The following is a 16666-nucleotide window of genomic DNA, read 5'->3' as shown; positions in this document are numbered from 1 at the left end:
CAACGCGGTCCAGTCGTTCGTGGTTTTTAGGGGTGTCCGGAAATTGCGCTTTTCGGGCAAGGATTTGGCGCGCAATTTGTCTGGCCTGTGTCTTTTGTCCCAGTCGCTCGTAAAGTTCAGCAATGCGTAGTTGACAATCCAACCAATGCGATGGATTGCTTTGCGGATGGTGTTCGATGAGTTGCAACAATTTTTGATAGGCTTTAATGGCTTGCGGGTAATCATGACTTTTGTAATAGACATGAGCATAGGCCCACCACATGAACTGGCTTTGCGGAAAACGGGCAATGGCTTCTGTGGCGTACTTCAAGGCTTCCTTGTAGCGTCTGGCATCGATTAAGATGTAAATGAGCTGGTGCAGGGCCATGTAGCGCCCGTAAGTGGAGCTGCGTAATGCCCGCTTTAGATCCGCAATGCCTTCGGCCCGTTGATCTTTTAAAAAGGGCAGCCATAAAACCGCTTTCAGCCTGGTGCTGCGCCAGTATTTGTAGGCACCTAATCCTAAATAGGCTTCATAAAAGGCGCTGTCCAGTTCAACGCAGGCGTTCAGATTGCGAATCGCTTTTAGCCCATTTTTGAATGCCTTTAACCATTGACCGTTCTGTCCATAAAAATAGGCCAGATAGCCATAGGCGCTGCCACGGTAAAAATAGAGTCTGGCCAGTTGTTTGTCCTTGAGCCCCGATTGTTCCATGCGTTTGTTGCTTTTTTGAATCACATAACGTAAAAGATGTTCAAAATCAGGGGCCTGGTCAACGGTTTCATAATGCGTCATTTTAGAATTGTAAACCGAAGAGAGATAAAAACAGTAAACCAGTGCGCTGTCGCTTTGGGCAATTTGCTCATTCAAAAAGGTCTCGGCCCGAGTAAAATAGCCATTAATAGTCCAGGAAATAACACTATCGATCCAGGCAGAATTCTGGGCAAAAAGGCCGCTATTCAGCAAAAAAGAGAGAGTGCTCCACACTAAAATTGTTCGAACCCGGAAATGCATTAACGTAACACCGTCAATTTACCAACCTTGTTTAAACCCTCGGCTTTAACGCGATAAAAATAGATCCCGGAAGGTACCTGATGCCCGGCTGCATTGCGCAAATCCCAGTGGAGGGAAGTTTGTGACTGACCCTGTAATTGAATCACTTTTTGTCCTAACACATTAAAGATAGTAATTTCACTGGACTGAGGCAGGTGGAGAAAGGTAACGCCACTGCCTGAACCAGATACTTTAACGGGATTATCTTTGACGCTGATCGGCGCCTGATCCATTCTGTAATGCAATTCCGTTAAAGGTTGGTCTCCGCTATTGGTAATCACGGCAATCAAAGGTTGATTACTGCTTTGAGAAAAGATCTGTCCCTTATCAAAGGCAGCGGGCTGCAATACAGTCTGACCGTCTGTGATGTGGTTCATCATGCCCCCGTTTTGAGCAGCAGACATCCTGGCCAGGTAAACTCCGCTTGATTCAACGCTAAGCAAATTGAAACGCATGTGTAAGGGCAGCAGAGGATCATCGAGCCAGGTGTCAGAATATTTTAGGCGCAGGGTGTTGAACAATGATGCGTCCTTAAAAAACTGGTTTCCACGGGCATGGTCGCCGGTAAAATAGAACCAGCTGGCATATTCGGTAAAACAGGAAGCAAATTGTGCGTGGTATTCCTGTAACGTTTTGTCAATGGCCTGCAAAGCAGGGTAGTCGACCATGTGTTCCCAGATTTCACGGAAGATTTGCACGCCATATTTTTGGGTGATCAGATGCAAAAACAGGGCATTGGCATATTCCGTATTACCATCCGCGTCGTCAAAAGCCCTGGATTCCAGGCCGGGGATTAAACGGTTCACGTATTGAACGTAGTCGTTAATTTCATCGTAAACGTAATCTTCCATAAAGGTAGAAGACATTTCCAGGAAGAACAAATCAGGGAAACTCAACACACCATTTTCCATTTTCCAGCGCAATTGATAGCCCAATTGAATGGCATGGTGAAATTCGTGAGCAGCCGTAACTTTGATGGCCTCCAATCCATGGGTGGCAAAACTGGATGAATTGTAATTATTGTGTAATTCCAGATAGCTTACGTAGTTGTAACCTGGTAAAGCAGCAATATCCTCGGTGTAATCAAAGTTGGTCAAACCGTAATAGGGCATGCTGGAAAAGTAAACCGGATAGCTTTGTACCGGATTTCCGTCCTGGTCGGGCGGGGGATTGAAGCCCAATTGGTCGATTTCAACCTGCCAGACGTGATCTAAAATGACGGCAGCCGAATCGATGTAGTCCGGGATGCCGTTGCCAGAACTATCGGCCGTTGGAACAGCGTGCAGGCCGCTTACATCGTAATGTAAGGTAAAATGCCCCGAAGGACTTACCACTTCAAATTGACGGCTGGGTCTGGGCAATAGGGTAGCGGCCAGAGCTTTGAGGTCCGGGGGAAGTTGCTGAAAATAAGCCTGCAGTAACATTTGATGTCGAAAGGCGCATTTGTAGTCGGCTGCCGGGGTTGTGGCCCGGGTGCGCAACGTTACATAAGTTTCGAGTTCTTGTAACATATCCGCCTGAAGGGCAGAAAAGACAAAACTAAAAATGATGCAAGTACTGACAAACCATTTCATTTATTCTTCTTCCGAAAAACAATTTTTAGCGGTACGCCTTTAAATTCAAATCGCTCACGTAATTTATTTTCTAAAAAGCGCTTGTAACTGTCCATGATCAAATCCGGATGATTGGAAAAAAAGGCAATCAACGGGGGATTGGATCGGGCCTGAGTCACGTAATTGATCTTGATCTCTTTGCCGCGAACGGCCGGCGGCATGTTTGTTTGCACCAGGGGCAAAAAGAAATCGTTCAATTCCGAAGTGCTAATGCGTTTTTTTCTCTGTTCATACACTTCGGTTGCCAGGTCCAGTGCTTTGTACAGGCGCTTTTTTTCTAAAACAGAAACATAAATTTGCGGGATGTAGCGCAGATATCCAAGACGCTCGCTGATCTCTGCCGAAAAGCGTTCGATGGTTTTGTGGTCTTTTGGGATTAAATCCCATTTATTAAGCACCAGCACAATGCCTTTTTGCTGCCTGGCGGCTTCGTTCAAAACAGAAATGTCGTGGTGTGTTAATCCCTCCTTAATGTCAACCATGTAAAGAATGACATCGGCACGCTGCATGCTTTTGTAGGTGCGCACATTGCTGTAGAAGAGCACATTCTCTTTGATGCGTTTGCGTTTCTTTAAACCTGCGGTGTCGATTAGCAGATATTTGCGTTTACGGTAATTCAAAACGGAGTCGACAGGATCGCGCGTCGTACCGGGGATGTCGGTTACAATGGCCCTTGGCTGATTGAGCAACGTATTCACAAAAGAAGACTTACCCACATTTTCGCGCCCGATGATGGCCAGCTTGATGTAGTCATCTTCATTTTCTTTAACAGGAACGATTTTAATCCGCTCTACGATCAGGTCCAGCAGATCGCCGCTGCGTTTGCCTGTAATGGCAGAAACGGGGATGGGCTGGCCCAGTCCAAGATGGTAAAAGGCGCCGAGTTCGTATTCCCATTCCACTGAATCCACTTTATTGACGATGAGCAGCGTGTTTTTCTTGCTCTGCAATAAAATATGGGCCAGGTCCTGATCAATATCCGTGACCCCGGTTTTGGCATCCACCACAAAAAGAATTAAGTCGGCTTCTTCGACTGCAATCTCCACCTGTTCGCGCACGGCTAAATCGATGTGCTCGTGCGTTTTGGGCAGATAACCGCCGGTATCGATTAAACCGATGAGCTGTCCATTCCACTCCAGCGTGTCGTAGTTGCGGTCGCGCGTAACGCCCGGCTGGTCATCCACAATAGCCTTTCTCCGGCCGATTAAGCGGTTAAACAGTGTCGATTTCCCCACATTGGGGCGCCCTACAATAGCTACTAAAGGTGTTCCCATTTAAAATACCCGTACCGTTTGATCGTGTGTAAAATAATTTAGAACTTCGGGTAATTCTTCAATTTCCTCTTTGTAAACATGACATTTAACGCCGACTTTTTGTTCCAGATCGGCTACTGTCCAGTCATCCAGGAAGAGCCCGTCCTCATTCAAGACGCGCGGAGGAAGAAATACGCCGTCACCCAGAGAGCGGTCCTTCAACTGCTGAAAAATGTCCTCGGCAACCAGTAAGCCCGATACTTCGATGGTTGGGCCGTAAAAGCGATTGACTACCGGGATGAGCTCAATTTCCAGATTTTCAATCTGATTTAACGGCTGAACAATGTACTCTAACAAATGGCGGTAGGCCAGAGTTCCAGTGATCCAGGTTAATTTTAAGGGGCGCTCCAGACGATGCGGGATGGAGGGTTTAAGCGCATCAAAACGATCGATCATGTCTCTGAATTCGCCCACCCCATTTTCAATCTGGTAGAATGCATCATAATAATCCGCATCGGGAAGAGGCTTGCCGGACTTAATAAAAAACTCATCGGAAAGGTAAACGAAATTAACGCCCAATTTTTCCTGGCATTGGCGGCGAATCTGATCCACGTGAACAATTTCCTGCTGTAGCTCTTCTTTGGTATGGATGCGCAAAGGAACCAGATGATGGCGGTGGCGGGTTAAACCGACCGGCACCACAGCAACCGATTTTAATTGCGGATAATAGGCCATCAAGTCTTCAATGGTGCGCTCAAAAATTGCACCATCGTTGACCTCCGGAACCAGGACAATCTGAGCGTGCAATTCAATGCCGTGACTGGTTAAAAAATCTATTTTTTCCAGCAGATGATCATCGCGTTTAATGCCCAGCAAAAAGCGACGCACCTGCGCTTCTGTGGCATGGACAGAAATGTACAACGGGCTCAGGCGTTGTTCTACGATGCGTTCCAGGTCTTTCTGTTTTAAGGTGGTCATGGTTACGTAGTGGCCGTACAAGAAAGAGTAGCGGTAGTCTTCGTCTTTAAAATAAAGCGTTTTGCGCATGCCTTTTGGATTCTGGTAAACAAAACAAAAAACGCAATTGTTGCCGCAGGCCATCATCTTCATCTCTTCCAGCTCCAGACCCAGGTCTTCATCGGCATCTTTTTCAATGTCGTACACGATTTGCTCCTGCTCTTTCTGGATGAGCACTTCCAATTGCTCATCGGCCTGGTAGTAACGATAATCAAGACGATCGTTAATCGGATGATCGTTGATGGAAATCAATTGATCGCCAGGTCTGATTCCAATTTCATGAGCAATGCTCTGCGGCGCCACATCTATGATCTTTATCAAGGGTTCTCCTTACTATATTTTTGAATTCCATGAATTTACAGAGAAGGACAGGCAAAAGCAATAAAGAAAGAGCAGACCAAAGCCACTCTGTGAAAAGAAAACACAGGCGTTTTTTAGCGGAAATGACAGAAAAGGATTTAAGAGTGTTAAGAGCGAAGATATTTTATTTGATTGAACCAGCCACCAGACCGGAGATGATTTGTTTTTCAAACAGAAAAACAAACACAATTAAAGGCAGAGTAACCACAATACTGGCGGCTGCAATATCGCCCCAGGGAATTTCGTAAATACCCGGAAACAGAGCGATGCCTACGGGAATGGTCTGAGATTTTGGTGTGGCCGTAAAGGTCAGGGCAAAAATAAATTCATTCCAGGCAAAGATAAAAACCAGAATACTGGTGGTAAAAATGGCCGGTCGTGACAAAGGTAAAACGATTTTTCGGTAAAGCTGGAGAGGCGTACAGCCGTCCATGCGGGCCGCTTCTAAAATTTCGCCGGGCACCTGCTTGAAAAAATTGTGCAGCGTCCAGACCATGAAGGGCAGAGCAAACGAACTGTAAGGCAGAATCAGAGCCCAGTAGGTGTCGCGCAAATGTACCGCTTTGATCAGCAAAAACAAGGGGCTAACAATAGCAATGGGCGGAAACATGGAGATGGCCAGAATGGAACTGAGCAGCAGCGCCTTTTTGCGGAAATTAAAATAGGCCGTAGCAAAAGCGGCCAGCGATCCGCTGATAAAAGCCAGCAGACTGGTCAGACTGGCAACGACAAAGCTGTTTAAAATAAAGTGTTGAAAATCGGTATTGCCTAAAACCACCCGATAGTGGCTCCAATCAATGGAAGAGGGCAGCAGAGGAGGTAATTGGGCCAGCTCGGTTGTGGGTTTTAAGGAAGTAATAAGTTGCCACAAATAGGGCCCTATTAGCCAGCAAATGCTGAGCGCCGTGAAAAATATTAATACGACATGGCTTAACCTGTGTTTCATCATTGCTTTTCTCAATGAAGCATTGGACCTTTTAATCGTACATCTCCGCGACGTACGGTAAATTGTTTTTGATCCAGGTATTCTAAAAGCGGAATGAGTAGTTTTCTCGTCAATCCGGTGAAGTCCTTTAAACGAGCAATATTTAATTCACTGGTTTTGGTAAATTCTTCTTTTAAAAATGTTAAAATTTTTTGAAAGGCCCGATCGTGCAAGTAATACTTACCAGCCAGTGAGTGCAGGATTCCTTCTTTGACCAGATGAGACAACAAGTCTTTAACCTGATCGAATTTTAAATTCAGTTGGCCGGCAAGCTGTTCGCTGCTTAGAGCTGTAAACCCACTTGCTTCCAGTAGTTGTGAAATTTGAGCGGAAAGCTTTTGCCGTTGTTCCAGATTGGCCATTTCCGGCAGAAAATAGCGATCATTGCTTTGAATCAGTCGTTTCCTGTTGACCATGCGCTGCAGTAAGCGATTAAAAAACAGTTCATCCACCTTTTTGGCAGGTAGCAAAGAGATCAACTCATTTTTATTGAAACCGGCCTGCAGGGGATTTTGCCTGGCTTTAACTTGAATGGCCTGGAGTAAAAAGGTCTGAGCCCGCTCCAGAGCTTGAGTGGCCATGTAGTGGTCTGCTTCGGCAATCAGAAATTTTTCCCTGATGAGGGCCTTCAATGCATTGCGCAGGGTTTCTTGTTTCTCAAAAAATTGCTGGACCAGTTTGTCCAGAGAAACGGCCTGAAAGCCAAGAAATTGAAAGAAAATTTTTAGTTGAGCCGTTAGATCCTGTTGACTTAAAATATCAAAAATCTCCATCCACTGTTCGCGAATACGACTAAGGGGCGGTGGGTTTAAATAAAGAACGCGTCCCCCGGCAATGGTGTAAAACGGAGAGATGGTGCGAATGAGAACCGCATCGCCTGGAGCGCAAACGCCAGGCTCTTCCAGACGAATTCGGACATGAAACGTTTGTTCCGGTTCCAGAGTGGATTGCTCTTCAAACCAGGTCAGGCGACCCAGCAACTCGGCTGTTCCTAAATAGACGCGCACCTCTTGATGTTTTTTTATTTTGACCGGAATATGCGAGGTGGTCTGCAGAAGGGCCAGAAATTCGCTAACCGGTTCCAGTGTTCCCGGACGAACCAGCGTTTTTCCTCGTTCTGCTTCCTTTTTGGAAATTCCGGAGAGGTTAATGGCAGCACGTTGACCAATGAAAGCGCGGGGTACATCTTTCTGGTGCACCTGCACACCTCTGACTTTGGTCCGTTTTTGATCCGGTAAAATTTCGATTGTTTCATTTAAAGCAATCGAATCGGACAGAACCGTGCCAGTTACCACGGTACCGGCCCCATGCACCGAAAAACCCCGATCGATGTTGAGCCGAAAAGGCCTGGCGCTTTTTCGTTCGGCGCATTGGCCTATTTTTTGTGCCAGAATCTGTCGCAAAGTGTCCAGGCCCTCTCCTGTAATGGCAGAAACCGGAATGATGGGGATGCGCTCGTAACCATGCTTTTGCAACAGTTCTTCGACTTCAAGCTGAACCAGCTCCTGCCATTCCTTATCGACCAGGTCTATTTTGTTCAGGGCTACCAGACCGTTTTGAACACCAAAAAACCTGAGGATTTCCAGGTGTTCAATGGTTTGTGGCATAATGCCATCGTCTGCGGCAATAACCATCAGGAACAGATCGATGGTGCTGACACCGGCGACCATGGTTTTGACAAAGCGTTCGTGTCCGGGCACATCAATGATGGTGATGTTGTCCTTCCAGTAGGCAAAACCTAATTCGATGGTAATGCCCCGTTCTTTCTCTTCCTTCAGCACATCGGTGTCGATTTGCGTAAGCGCTTTAATCAAAGCGGTTTTGCCGTGATCGATGTGTCCTGCTGTGCCGATGATAATGTGTTTTTTCATTGTTTTTAGACTTCCTATTACCAGGAAACACTTTGTTGTTTGGTTAAAGTATCGGAGAGCGTAGACATCGCCTCCTGGACGCCTCTGCCGCCGGGCGGGCGAGTAGCCCTCACCCCTTTAATCTCCCTCTTCCCGAGAAGCGGGGCGAGGGTGAAATTCAGCATGCCAGCGTAGGTCTCGAGCTGAAGCTGGAGTTACGTTGCGCCTACGATTGGCATTGGAGCTGTGTGCCGCTGTAAAGGATTCCGCGTCCCCGATAAATCAGGATAAGAATTACACCTGGCACGAAAACTTAACGCTTTGCATTCCGAGCCCCTGATTCAAAAAACTCCACCCCGTTCGTCCGTTCACCTATTCAACCAGATCCGTCCCCTTAAAAAAGTAATTGATTTCGTAGAGGGCAGAATCCGATGAATCGGATCCATGCACCACGTTGCGCTCAATATTGAGCCCCATTTCTGCGCGAATGGTGCCAGGTTCCGCTTTTTGCGGATCCGTAGCACCCATCAATTTACGCCAGCGATTGATGGCATCCGGCGCCTGTAACACCATTAAAACCACCGGTCCGGATGTCATGTAATCGATCAAACTGTTAAAAAAGGGGCGGGAGCGGTGTACATAATAAAATCCCTCAGCCTGTCTGCGATCGAGCAGGGTCATTCGCATGCCAACGATTTTAAGACCGTGCAGTTCAATGCGTTTAATGATTTCGCCAATCAGTCCATTGGCCACGCCGTCCGGTTTGATGATGGCCAGGGTACGTTCCATCGTTATTTCTCCAATTAACTTTATAAAAGAAAAAGTTAGAAAAAGAAGCGATCGGGAGCAAGACAAAAAATTAAATCGAAAGAAATTCTATTTGACATTTAGATTTAGTTAATTTACATTTAAAAGAAACTAACGTTGTTTGTAATGATTGGTCAATGGGCTTTGGGTGTTTTTTGCCCGCAGCGGAGAGGGGCTATGCGAAAATTTAAATGGCATCTTTTCTTTATCCTTCTTTGGATTGTCTTTAACTCAGGCAATCTCCAGGCGCAGGTCACCGGTAAAATCAGCGGACGGGTAGTAGATGCCCGAAATGGTGAACCGCTTCCGGGGGTTAACGTGCAGGTGGTAGGAACCACGCGCGGAGCTTCGACCGATGTGAACGGTGAATTCTTCATCATTAATCTGCAACCAGGCACCTACATTCTCGAATTTTCCATGATCGGCTACAACACGGTACGCATGGAAGACGTAAAGGTGTCGGTCAACCGCACCACTTTCCTGGAAGTCAGCCTGAAGGAAACCGTGCTTCAGGCCGAAGAGATTGTGGTAACCGCCAGCCGCATGGCGCAAAAGAAAGATCAAACCAGTTCCATTCGGAACGTTTCTTCAGAGCAAATCGAAGTGTTGCCAGTGGAAAACATCAATGGTGTATTGCAAATGCAGGCGGGTGTGGTGGCCGGACATTTCCGCGGCGGTCGGTCCAACGAAGTCTCTTACATGGTGGACGGCTTGCAGGTCACCGAGGCTTTTCGCGGCGAGAGTCAGCTGGTTGAGGTTGAACCTGAGGCCATTCAGGATCTGGAAGTCATTACCGGCACTTTCAATGCCGAATATGGGCGGGCCATGAGTGGCGTAGTCAATGCCGTTACCAAGGACGGAAGTAAACAATTTGAGGGAATGGCTCTGGCACAGTTCGGTAACTATCTTACCGGACACAAAGATATCTTTATTGGTCTTAAAGACAGCGAATTAAATCGCCTGCAGGATTATCGCCTGCAATTGAGCGGCCCTATCTGGGGAGATCGCATCACCTTTTTCACTAATTTTCGCCATCGCTTTGACAAAGGGCATCTGAATGGCATTTACCGGTTTAATGTGGATGATTCCAGCAATTTCCAGGATCCTGATCCCAAAAACTGGTATTCAGAACATAGCGGTGATAATTCATTTGTTCCCCTGAATGACAGCAAAAAATTGAATTTCCTGTCCAAAATAACAGCCCGCCTGACACCGCACTTTAAAGTCACCGTGTCTTACATTTTCAATAAAAATGACTGGCAGCAGTACAACCATTTTTACAAGTACAATCCATTTGGGCTGGCTACTTATCACGAAAAATCGGCTCTTTACACTCTGGGAATTAATCACCTGTTAGGCCAATCGGCTTTTTACGAACTGAAATTTTCCTATCTGGATTCCTACTTTGGGCATTACGTTTTTGAGAATCCGCAGGATGAGCGCTATGTCAACGATAAGTACTCCCGTTTTGGCAGTTCTTCTGGGTTTTCAACCGGTGATCAGCAAAAAATGCACGAACGCCGGTGGCTCAAGGATTTTAATGTCAAATTTGATGTTACCTATCAATTGAACAAACACCACAGTCTCAAATCCGGGCTCCTTTACACGCAACACCGGTTAGACAATCGCTCTGCGCAAATTCGCAATCTCTATTACGGCACCGATCTGGAATACGTGGTGTACAAACCGGTTGTTTATCCGGATTCTTCCATTTATTCCGATATTTACAAGATGAAACCGGTTGAATTTTCGGCCTACATTCAGGACAAGATCGAATTTGAAGAACTGGTCATTAACCTGGGCCTTCGTTACGATTACTTTGATCCGGCCGCTTATTACCCTTCACAGCGCAGAAATCCGGCTAATCAACTTGATTTTCCGGACAATCCGGAAAAGATGAGTAAACTGATAAAAGCAGACCCCAAGGTGCAGGTCAGTCCCCGTCTTGGCCTGGCTTATCAGTTGAGTAATGTGGCCCTATTACATTTTAGCTACGGCCATTTTTTTCAGATGCCTCCGCTCTACGCTCTTTACGAAAATCATGCCTTCCGTGTTGCGCCTAAAGATTACCAGACTACCATGGGCAACGCCCAATTAAAAGCCCAGAAAACGGTGCAATATGAAGTTGGTTTGTGGCAGGAGTTAGCGCCGGGCATGGGGTTGGAGGTGGCGCTTTACTATCGGGATATCTACAGTCTGCTCAGCACAAAAATCATCAGCACGTTCAATCAAATTGAATACGGACTTTACACCAACAAGGATTACGGCAATTCCAAAGGACTTGAAATCAAGTTTGATTTCAAGAAAGGCCCGCTGGCTACTTACATCAACTACACGCTTCAATACACACGGGGCAATGCCGATAATCCGCGCTTTAATTTTGATCGGGCTGGCAACAGTCGGGATCCTATTCCGACCTTAATCCCCATGAGCTGGGATCAACGGCACACTTTTAATGCCACAGTCAGCTATCAACCGGCCAATTATGGCCTAACCATGACCGGCTATTTTAATTCGGGCACGCCCTACACCTGGCAGCCACAGCCAACGGAACCTCTGGCCAAACTCAATCTATATCCCAATTTCGCCACGCGGCCTGCAAAACTCACGGTTGATATGAATGCCTTTTATCTGTTGAAATTTGCTGAGCGCTATAAATTGAAATTCACTCTTAATGTGTACAATTTACTGGATCGTTTAAACGAGAATATTGTTAATCCGGAGACCGGCCGGGCTTACACTGCGATCATCAACGATGTGGAGCGTGCCTCGCATCGCAGTAATTTTAACACCGTGGAGGATCGTTTCCGGAATCCGGCCATGTTTGATCCTCCGCGCCTGGTAAAATTTGGCATAGGAATCATATTTTAAAAAGGGAAATATGAAGCTGAAATATTTAACATTTGTTGTTGTTTTGGGCTGTCTGTTGTGCAGCTTCAATCTGCTTTTTGCCCAGGGCCGTCCTTACGATGGGCCGGAGGACCCTGCAGGCGATATTGCTGCCGAACGTGATGGGTACATGAACGGCAATCGGGTGTTTCTGTATTTTCGCAATACTACCGAACTATCGGATTGGCCGCGGGTGGATGTCTCCCGCTGGCCGAACACCTATGACGGTCTAAAAATGCTGGATGGCGTGGCCCTGATGATCGGCGCCAAAGTCTATCTGGAAAATGACTCCATTCCGGTGACCGACCTGGATGAGATTGAACGACGCAAAGACGAATTGCAAAATCTTTATTTTTTGCAGACCAGCTACCGGGAAGGAGGCGATTTCGATCCGACCGGAACGGTGGAGTGGAAGATGTACCCGGTGTTTGGCTATTTCAATATTAACAGCGAAACGCCGGCCATGAGTAATCGACCCGAATCCTGGCCGCCGGACGGCTGGCCGGCCCGCGGTTTTACCAAAAAGTGGCCCGGCGAGTGGAACGGACGTTTTGGCCGCGGCGTGCAGTACGCTGATCTGGAAACTTACTTTACGGTTAATGACGCACAGGATCAGGAATACCTTGGCGATGATGATCAATTAAAATATTACCCCCGGCGGGTGTACGATGCCAACGGGCAGATCGTCAAAGACGTGCGCATTGGGGACTTTCGGCCCAATGTTTCCATTCAAAAAGGCGCGCCCTGGGGGGGCATTGGCATTCGCGTGGAAACACGTGGCTTTCAATGGAATAATCCCCAGGCCAGAGATGCCATTTTCTGGGAGTACAACATCAGTAATATTTCCGAGTACACCCTGCCTGAAGTGGCCTTTGGCTATTGGGTGGACAATCAAATTGGCAATGATGCCGATGATGAAGTGGCTTATTTTGACACCAAGCTGGATATGGCCTATTCTTGGGATATTGATGGCGTAGGTTATGGCGGTTTGCCCACGGGCATTATGGGCTTTGCTTACCTGGAAAGTCCTGGTCTGCCTTTCAATGGAGTGGATGATGACGAAGACGGCTTGATCGATGAAAAACGCGATAATCAGGCCGTGGCTAAAGTAGGGCCAACCGATGGTATTGCCGATCTGGCAAAATTTCTGGAAACCTACCAATTAAAAATGGAAGATCTGCACGAGCACTGGGATGCAGATGAGGATCAGGACTGGCAGGATGGCATCGACGCGAATGGCGACGGCATCTACCAGGCCGATGAGTTTGCCGGTGACGACGTGGGGCTGGATGGGGTTGGACCAACCGACCTGAATTACACCGGCCCGGACGAAGGGGAGTGTAATCATAAACCGGATTTTGCAGAAGGCATTGGTTGTGAACCAAACTTTGCGGCTACCGACATTTCGGAATCGGACATGGTGGGTTTAACATCCTTCCGCATGTTCCCCTCAGGCGGACGTGGCGAATTTGAATGGCGCAACGATGAAGGCATGTGGACGCTGGTAGGTACGCGACACATTGAGCCCTACAACGGCAAAATCGCCAACTTAATAGAAACCTTTGCCTCCGGTCCTTTCCCTTTGTACAAAGGGCGCACCGAACGCATTTCCATGTCTATTTTGCACTCCTACGATCCCCTGAGTGGCCTTAATTCCGAAGCGCATAGCGCCCCGGCTCTTTTCCAGAAGAAAAAGATCGTTCAAATCATTTACGAGGCCGACTATCGATTTGCCCAGCCGCCCAGCATGCCTACTCTAAAAGCCATTCCGGGCGATGGACAGGTGGTGCTGGTCTGGGACGACATTGCCGACACACAAACCCGCGAACCATTGCTTAAAAACGAAAACGATTTCGAAGGGTACAAAATTTACAAAGCAACGGATAAAAAGTTTTCCGATGCTGAAGTCATTTTAGACGGATATGGGAATCCCTTGCACAAACTTCCCATCTTTCAATGCGATTTGGTTGATGGAATTAAAGGGTTTACCGACTTTGGTCTGATTAATGGAGTTGGTTACAATTTGGGTTACGACAATGGTATTACGCACCATTTTGTCGATCGGGATGTGAAAAATGGGGTTACCTATTATTACGCTGTGGTGGCCTATGATCGGGGCATTCCTGAAGTGGCCACCGGCATTGCTCCTTCAGAAAACAACGTGATTATTGACCTGGACGAAGCAGAAAATATTCGTTTTGTAAGTAAAAATGTGCAGGTGGTTACCCCGCGGCAATATGCGGCCGGTTTCCGGAATCCTGAACTGAGTGTCACCAACCAGAATGTCACCTATGGCAGTAATGAAGTCATCCCCGAAATTGTAGCTCCGCCTCTGGTCAAACCAGGACACACCTACAAAGTCAAGTTTGGGGTCAAGGTCAATTCATCCAGCAAAACAGTGGATTACGGCATGGTTTACACCAACACCTCTTTTTACGTCTATGATATGACCATGGATGATAGCCTGGTGTATTCTGAAACTCCAGATCATTTTGCCAACAATAATTTTGACTGGGATCAGTTGAATAATAAATTTTACCTGCACACCGGCGACTACATTTACACCGACATTTTTGATGGTCTGCGTCTGAAAATTCTGGTGCCTGTGACGGTCGCTGAACTGGATGAAGAACATTCCGGCTGGCTGGACGACAGGGAGATTCCCATACACATTACCCAACCCCAAAATCCCGGCCTGCGTTTTTTTACCGACGATTACGATATCATTTTTACCGCTGACGATTCGGCCTATGTGGGCCGTGTTAATATTGCCAACATGACCGATGAATTTAACGAGAAGATCAGTAAAAAAGATTTGTTGCTGCATCAGGCTTTTTCTTTCTTTGTGCTGAATCAAACCAGACAGGACACCATGGAAATGGTGGTGCAGGACATGAACGGTAATGGTACATTTGATATTTTAGAAGACCGCATTTTAGTAGGGCCGATTGGTAATAAAGGTTTCTTCAAAGGATTATGGGGAGGGCTGGCTTTCATCATTGATTTTAATGATCTGAATTCGGAAGATGCGTTGCCAAAGCCCGGCGATGTTTACCACGTGACCTTCAAACGGCCTTTCTTACCCACAGATTCTTTAACCTTTACCATCAATGCCGGCCAGACACTCGATCCCAAAAAGTTCGAGGATGACTTTAAAAAGATTAAAGTAGTACCTAATCCTTACATTGCCACCAATGCCATGGAACCTGCGTTGTCCAATCCTTACCTCAATCAACCACGACGCTTAATGTTCACACATATCCCGGCCAGATGTACGATTCAGATATTTACGGTCAGTGGGGTGCTGGTGCAAACGATTAACGTGGAAAATGAACCTTCCAATGGTATTGTGCACTGGAATTTACGCAGCAGAGAAGGATTGGAAGTGGCTGCAGGCATGTACGTCTATCGTGTTAAATCATTAGAAACAGGTAAAGAAAAATTAGGCAAATTTGCCGTAATCAAATAGATCTCTTTCTGAAGGAGATGTTTTTCATGCTTATGAAAAAACTGTTCATTTTATGGATTGTTTTACTGGTGCCTCTCAGTTGGGCCTGGGGCCAGAAGCCCTATCGGGTGGGCACAACCGCTGCCAATTTTCTGGAAATTGGTTACGGCGCCGCAGGCAATGCGCTGGGCGATGCCTATGTAAGTCTGGTGAATGATGTTTCTGCACTGTACTGGAATCCGGCTGGTTTGGCAGCCCTGCCTGCCAATGAAATTCAGGTCTTTCATCAACCGTGGATTGCCGATATTTCGACCAATTTTTTAGGGGTAGGTATTCATTTGCCCGGCGGATATGGTATGTTAGGTCTGGGGCTAATCAATGTTTCCTATGGCGATATCGAGGTTACTAATCTTGAGGCGCAGGAGGGAACGGGAGAGCTCTACAATGCCAGTGAATACGCGCTTTCTCTGGCCTATGCCCGCAATTTAACGAATTGGTTTTCCTTTGGCGCTTCGGCCAAATTGGTCTATTCAAAAATCTGGTATCTCTCGGCCAAAGCTTTTGCCCTCGATTTAGGGGTAATCGTCCGCACCAAGTTTTTTTCGGTTACAGGTAAACGCCGGGATGGCTTGCGTATTGGAATGAGTATCTCCAATTATGGGACACGAATGAAGTACGAGGGTATCAATCTGCTCACAGCAGTTGACATCTTGCCTGATAAAAATGGTAATTACGAAGATGTGCCGGCCGACTTTCATTTACAGGAATGGGAATTGCCATTGATTTTCAGATTGGGCGTTGCTCTGACGGCTCTCAGGCTGGAACAGCAAAATGTTTTAATTGCGGTGGATGCTTTACACACCAATAATAATTCAGAAAGTGTCAATGCCGGTCTGCAATATGAATTTTCCGTGCCACAGACAGGCAGTCTGTACCTGAGGGCTGGCTACAAAGCGCTGTTCATGGAAGAGTCACAGTACGGACTGAGCCTGGGGGCGGGGTTAAAAATTCGTTTTGTTAAAGATAATCCTGTGTTTATTGAATATGCCTTTCGGGATGTAGGGGTGTTGGGTAAAACGCACTCCTATGCTGTACGCATTCAATTTTAGCCACTCATGAAGTCCTCCTCAGGATAAAATGAACGGTGAAAAAGGGAACAGGGATGTTCCCTTTTTTTGTAGATACTTCCTGCAAAAGAATTAACGTTTTATTGTACGGAAATTTTAATGCTGCTTTAGAATACTTCCTTCAAAACTTATAATCCCGCTTAGCGGGATGCGAAAATTTTTATGCTGTTTTAGGGAGGACGTGTTGAAGAATTGGTTTAAATTATTTCTGCGAATATCTGCTAAATCTGCGCGAAATATAATTGTGATTAAAACAGTTTCTATCACTTTTGGTTGCGGCTATG

At 46.6% G+C, this 16666-nt stretch carries 10 protein-coding genes; 3 read left to right on the top strand and 7 right to left on the bottom strand.

Annotated elements, in window-relative coordinates:
* From ACWB0I_RS01230 to ndk, 7 genes are all read right to left on the bottom strand, one after another.
* A partial coding sequence (locus ACWB0I_RS01230) for a tetratricopeptide repeat protein (protein WP_479386210.1) occupies positions 1 to 946 on the bottom strand: 946 nt, incomplete at its 3' end.
* 47 nt (positions 947 to 993) lie between these two features.
* The gene (locus tag ACWB0I_RS01225; protein WP_479386209.1) at positions 994 to 2607 is read right to left on the bottom strand and encodes an MXAN_6640 family putative metalloprotease; all 1614 of its coding nucleotides are present in this window, start codon (positions 2605 to 2607) and stop codon (positions 994 to 996) included.
* Complete coding sequence (gene der, locus ACWB0I_RS01220; RefSeq protein WP_479386208.1) at positions 2604 to 3920, bottom strand: ribosome biogenesis GTPase Der; 1317 nt, start codon at positions 3918 to 3920, stop codon at positions 2604 to 2606. The genes ACWB0I_RS01225 and der overlap by 4 nt, the downstream gene beginning before the upstream one ends.
* Positions 3921 to 5237 carry a DUF512 domain-containing protein gene (locus ACWB0I_RS01215; RefSeq protein WP_479386207.1) on the bottom strand — a complete coding sequence of 439 codons (1317 nt, stop codon included), beginning with the start codon at positions 5235 to 5237 and terminating at the stop codon, positions 3921 to 3923.
* Between the two features lie 163 nt (positions 5238 to 5400).
* Positions 5401 to 6225, bottom strand: a complete 825-nt coding sequence (locus tag ACWB0I_RS01210) for a carbohydrate ABC transporter permease (protein ID WP_479386206.1) — start codon at positions 6223 to 6225, stop codon at positions 5401 to 5403.
* Positions 6226 to 6233: 8 nt separating this feature from the next.
* On the bottom strand, positions 6234 to 8132 hold the full coding sequence (gene selB / locus ACWB0I_RS01205) for a selenocysteine-specific translation elongation factor (protein WP_479386205.1): 1899 nt from the start codon (positions 8130 to 8132) through the stop codon (positions 6234 to 6236).
* A gap of 351 nt (positions 8133 to 8483) precedes the next feature.
* A complete protein-coding gene (gene ndk, locus ACWB0I_RS01200; protein WP_479386204.1) occupies positions 8484 to 8900 on the bottom strand; it encodes a nucleoside-diphosphate kinase in 417 nt (138 codons plus the stop codon).
* A 195-nt stretch (positions 8901 to 9095) separates the two neighbouring features.
* On the opposite strand from ndk, the gene ACWB0I_RS01195 reads away from it, so the two are divergent.
* Genes ACWB0I_RS01195 through ACWB0I_RS01185 form a run of 3 tightly spaced genes read left to right on the top strand, consistent with a single transcriptional unit; the run spans position 9096 to position 16364 of the window.
* A complete protein-coding gene (locus ACWB0I_RS01195) occupies positions 9096 to 11789 on the top strand; it encodes a TonB-dependent receptor (RefSeq protein ID WP_479386203.1) in 2694 nt (897 codons plus the stop codon).
* A 10-nt stretch (positions 11790 to 11799) separates the two neighbouring features.
* Positions 11800 to 15276: a hypothetical protein gene (locus ACWB0I_RS01190; protein WP_479386202.1), complete on the top strand. Its 3477-nt coding sequence runs from the start codon at positions 11800 to 11802 to the stop codon at positions 15274 to 15276.
* A gap of 26 nt (positions 15277 to 15302) precedes the next feature.
* Entirely contained in the window at positions 15303 to 16364 is a 1062-nt protein-coding gene (locus tag ACWB0I_RS01185; protein ID WP_479386201.1) for a PorV/PorQ family protein, read from the top strand.
* The last annotated feature ends 302 nt before the right edge of the window (positions 16365 to 16666 follow it).

The organism is Caldithrix sp., from assembly GCF_056497305.1.
The sequence above is the reverse complement of the archived record's forward strand: the minus strand, read 5'-3'. Positions and strand labels throughout refer to the sequence as shown.

Excerpts from the sequence above, each read along its gene's own strand:
- ACWB0I_RS01225 (WP_479386209.1), bottom strand. The coding sequence starts at position 2,607 with ATGAAATGGTTTGTCAGTACTTGCATCATTTTTAGTTTTGTCTTTTCT.
- der (WP_479386208.1), bottom strand. The coding sequence starts at position 3,920 with ATGGGAACACCTTTAGTAGCTATTGTAGGGCGCCCCAATGTGGGGAAA.
- ACWB0I_RS01210 (WP_479386206.1), bottom strand. The coding sequence starts at position 6,225 with ATGATGAAACACAGGTTAAGCCATGTCGTATTAATATTTTTCACGGCG.
- selB (WP_479386205.1), bottom strand. The coding sequence starts at position 8,132 with ATGAAAAAACACATTATCATCGGCACAGCAGGACACATCGATCACGGC.
- ndk (WP_479386204.1), bottom strand. The coding sequence starts at position 8,900 with ATGGAACGTACCCTGGCCATCATCAAACCGGACGGCGTGGCCAATGGA.
- ACWB0I_RS01195 (WP_479386203.1), top strand. The coding sequence starts at position 9,096 with ATGCGAAAATTTAAATGGCATCTTTTCTTTATCCTTCTTTGGATTGTC.
- ACWB0I_RS01190 (WP_479386202.1), top strand. The coding sequence starts at position 11,800 with ATGAAGCTGAAATATTTAACATTTGTTGTTGTTTTGGGCTGTCTGTTG.
- ACWB0I_RS01185 (WP_479386201.1), top strand. The coding sequence starts at position 15,303 with ATGCTTATGAAAAAACTGTTCATTTTATGGATTGTTTTACTGGTGCCT.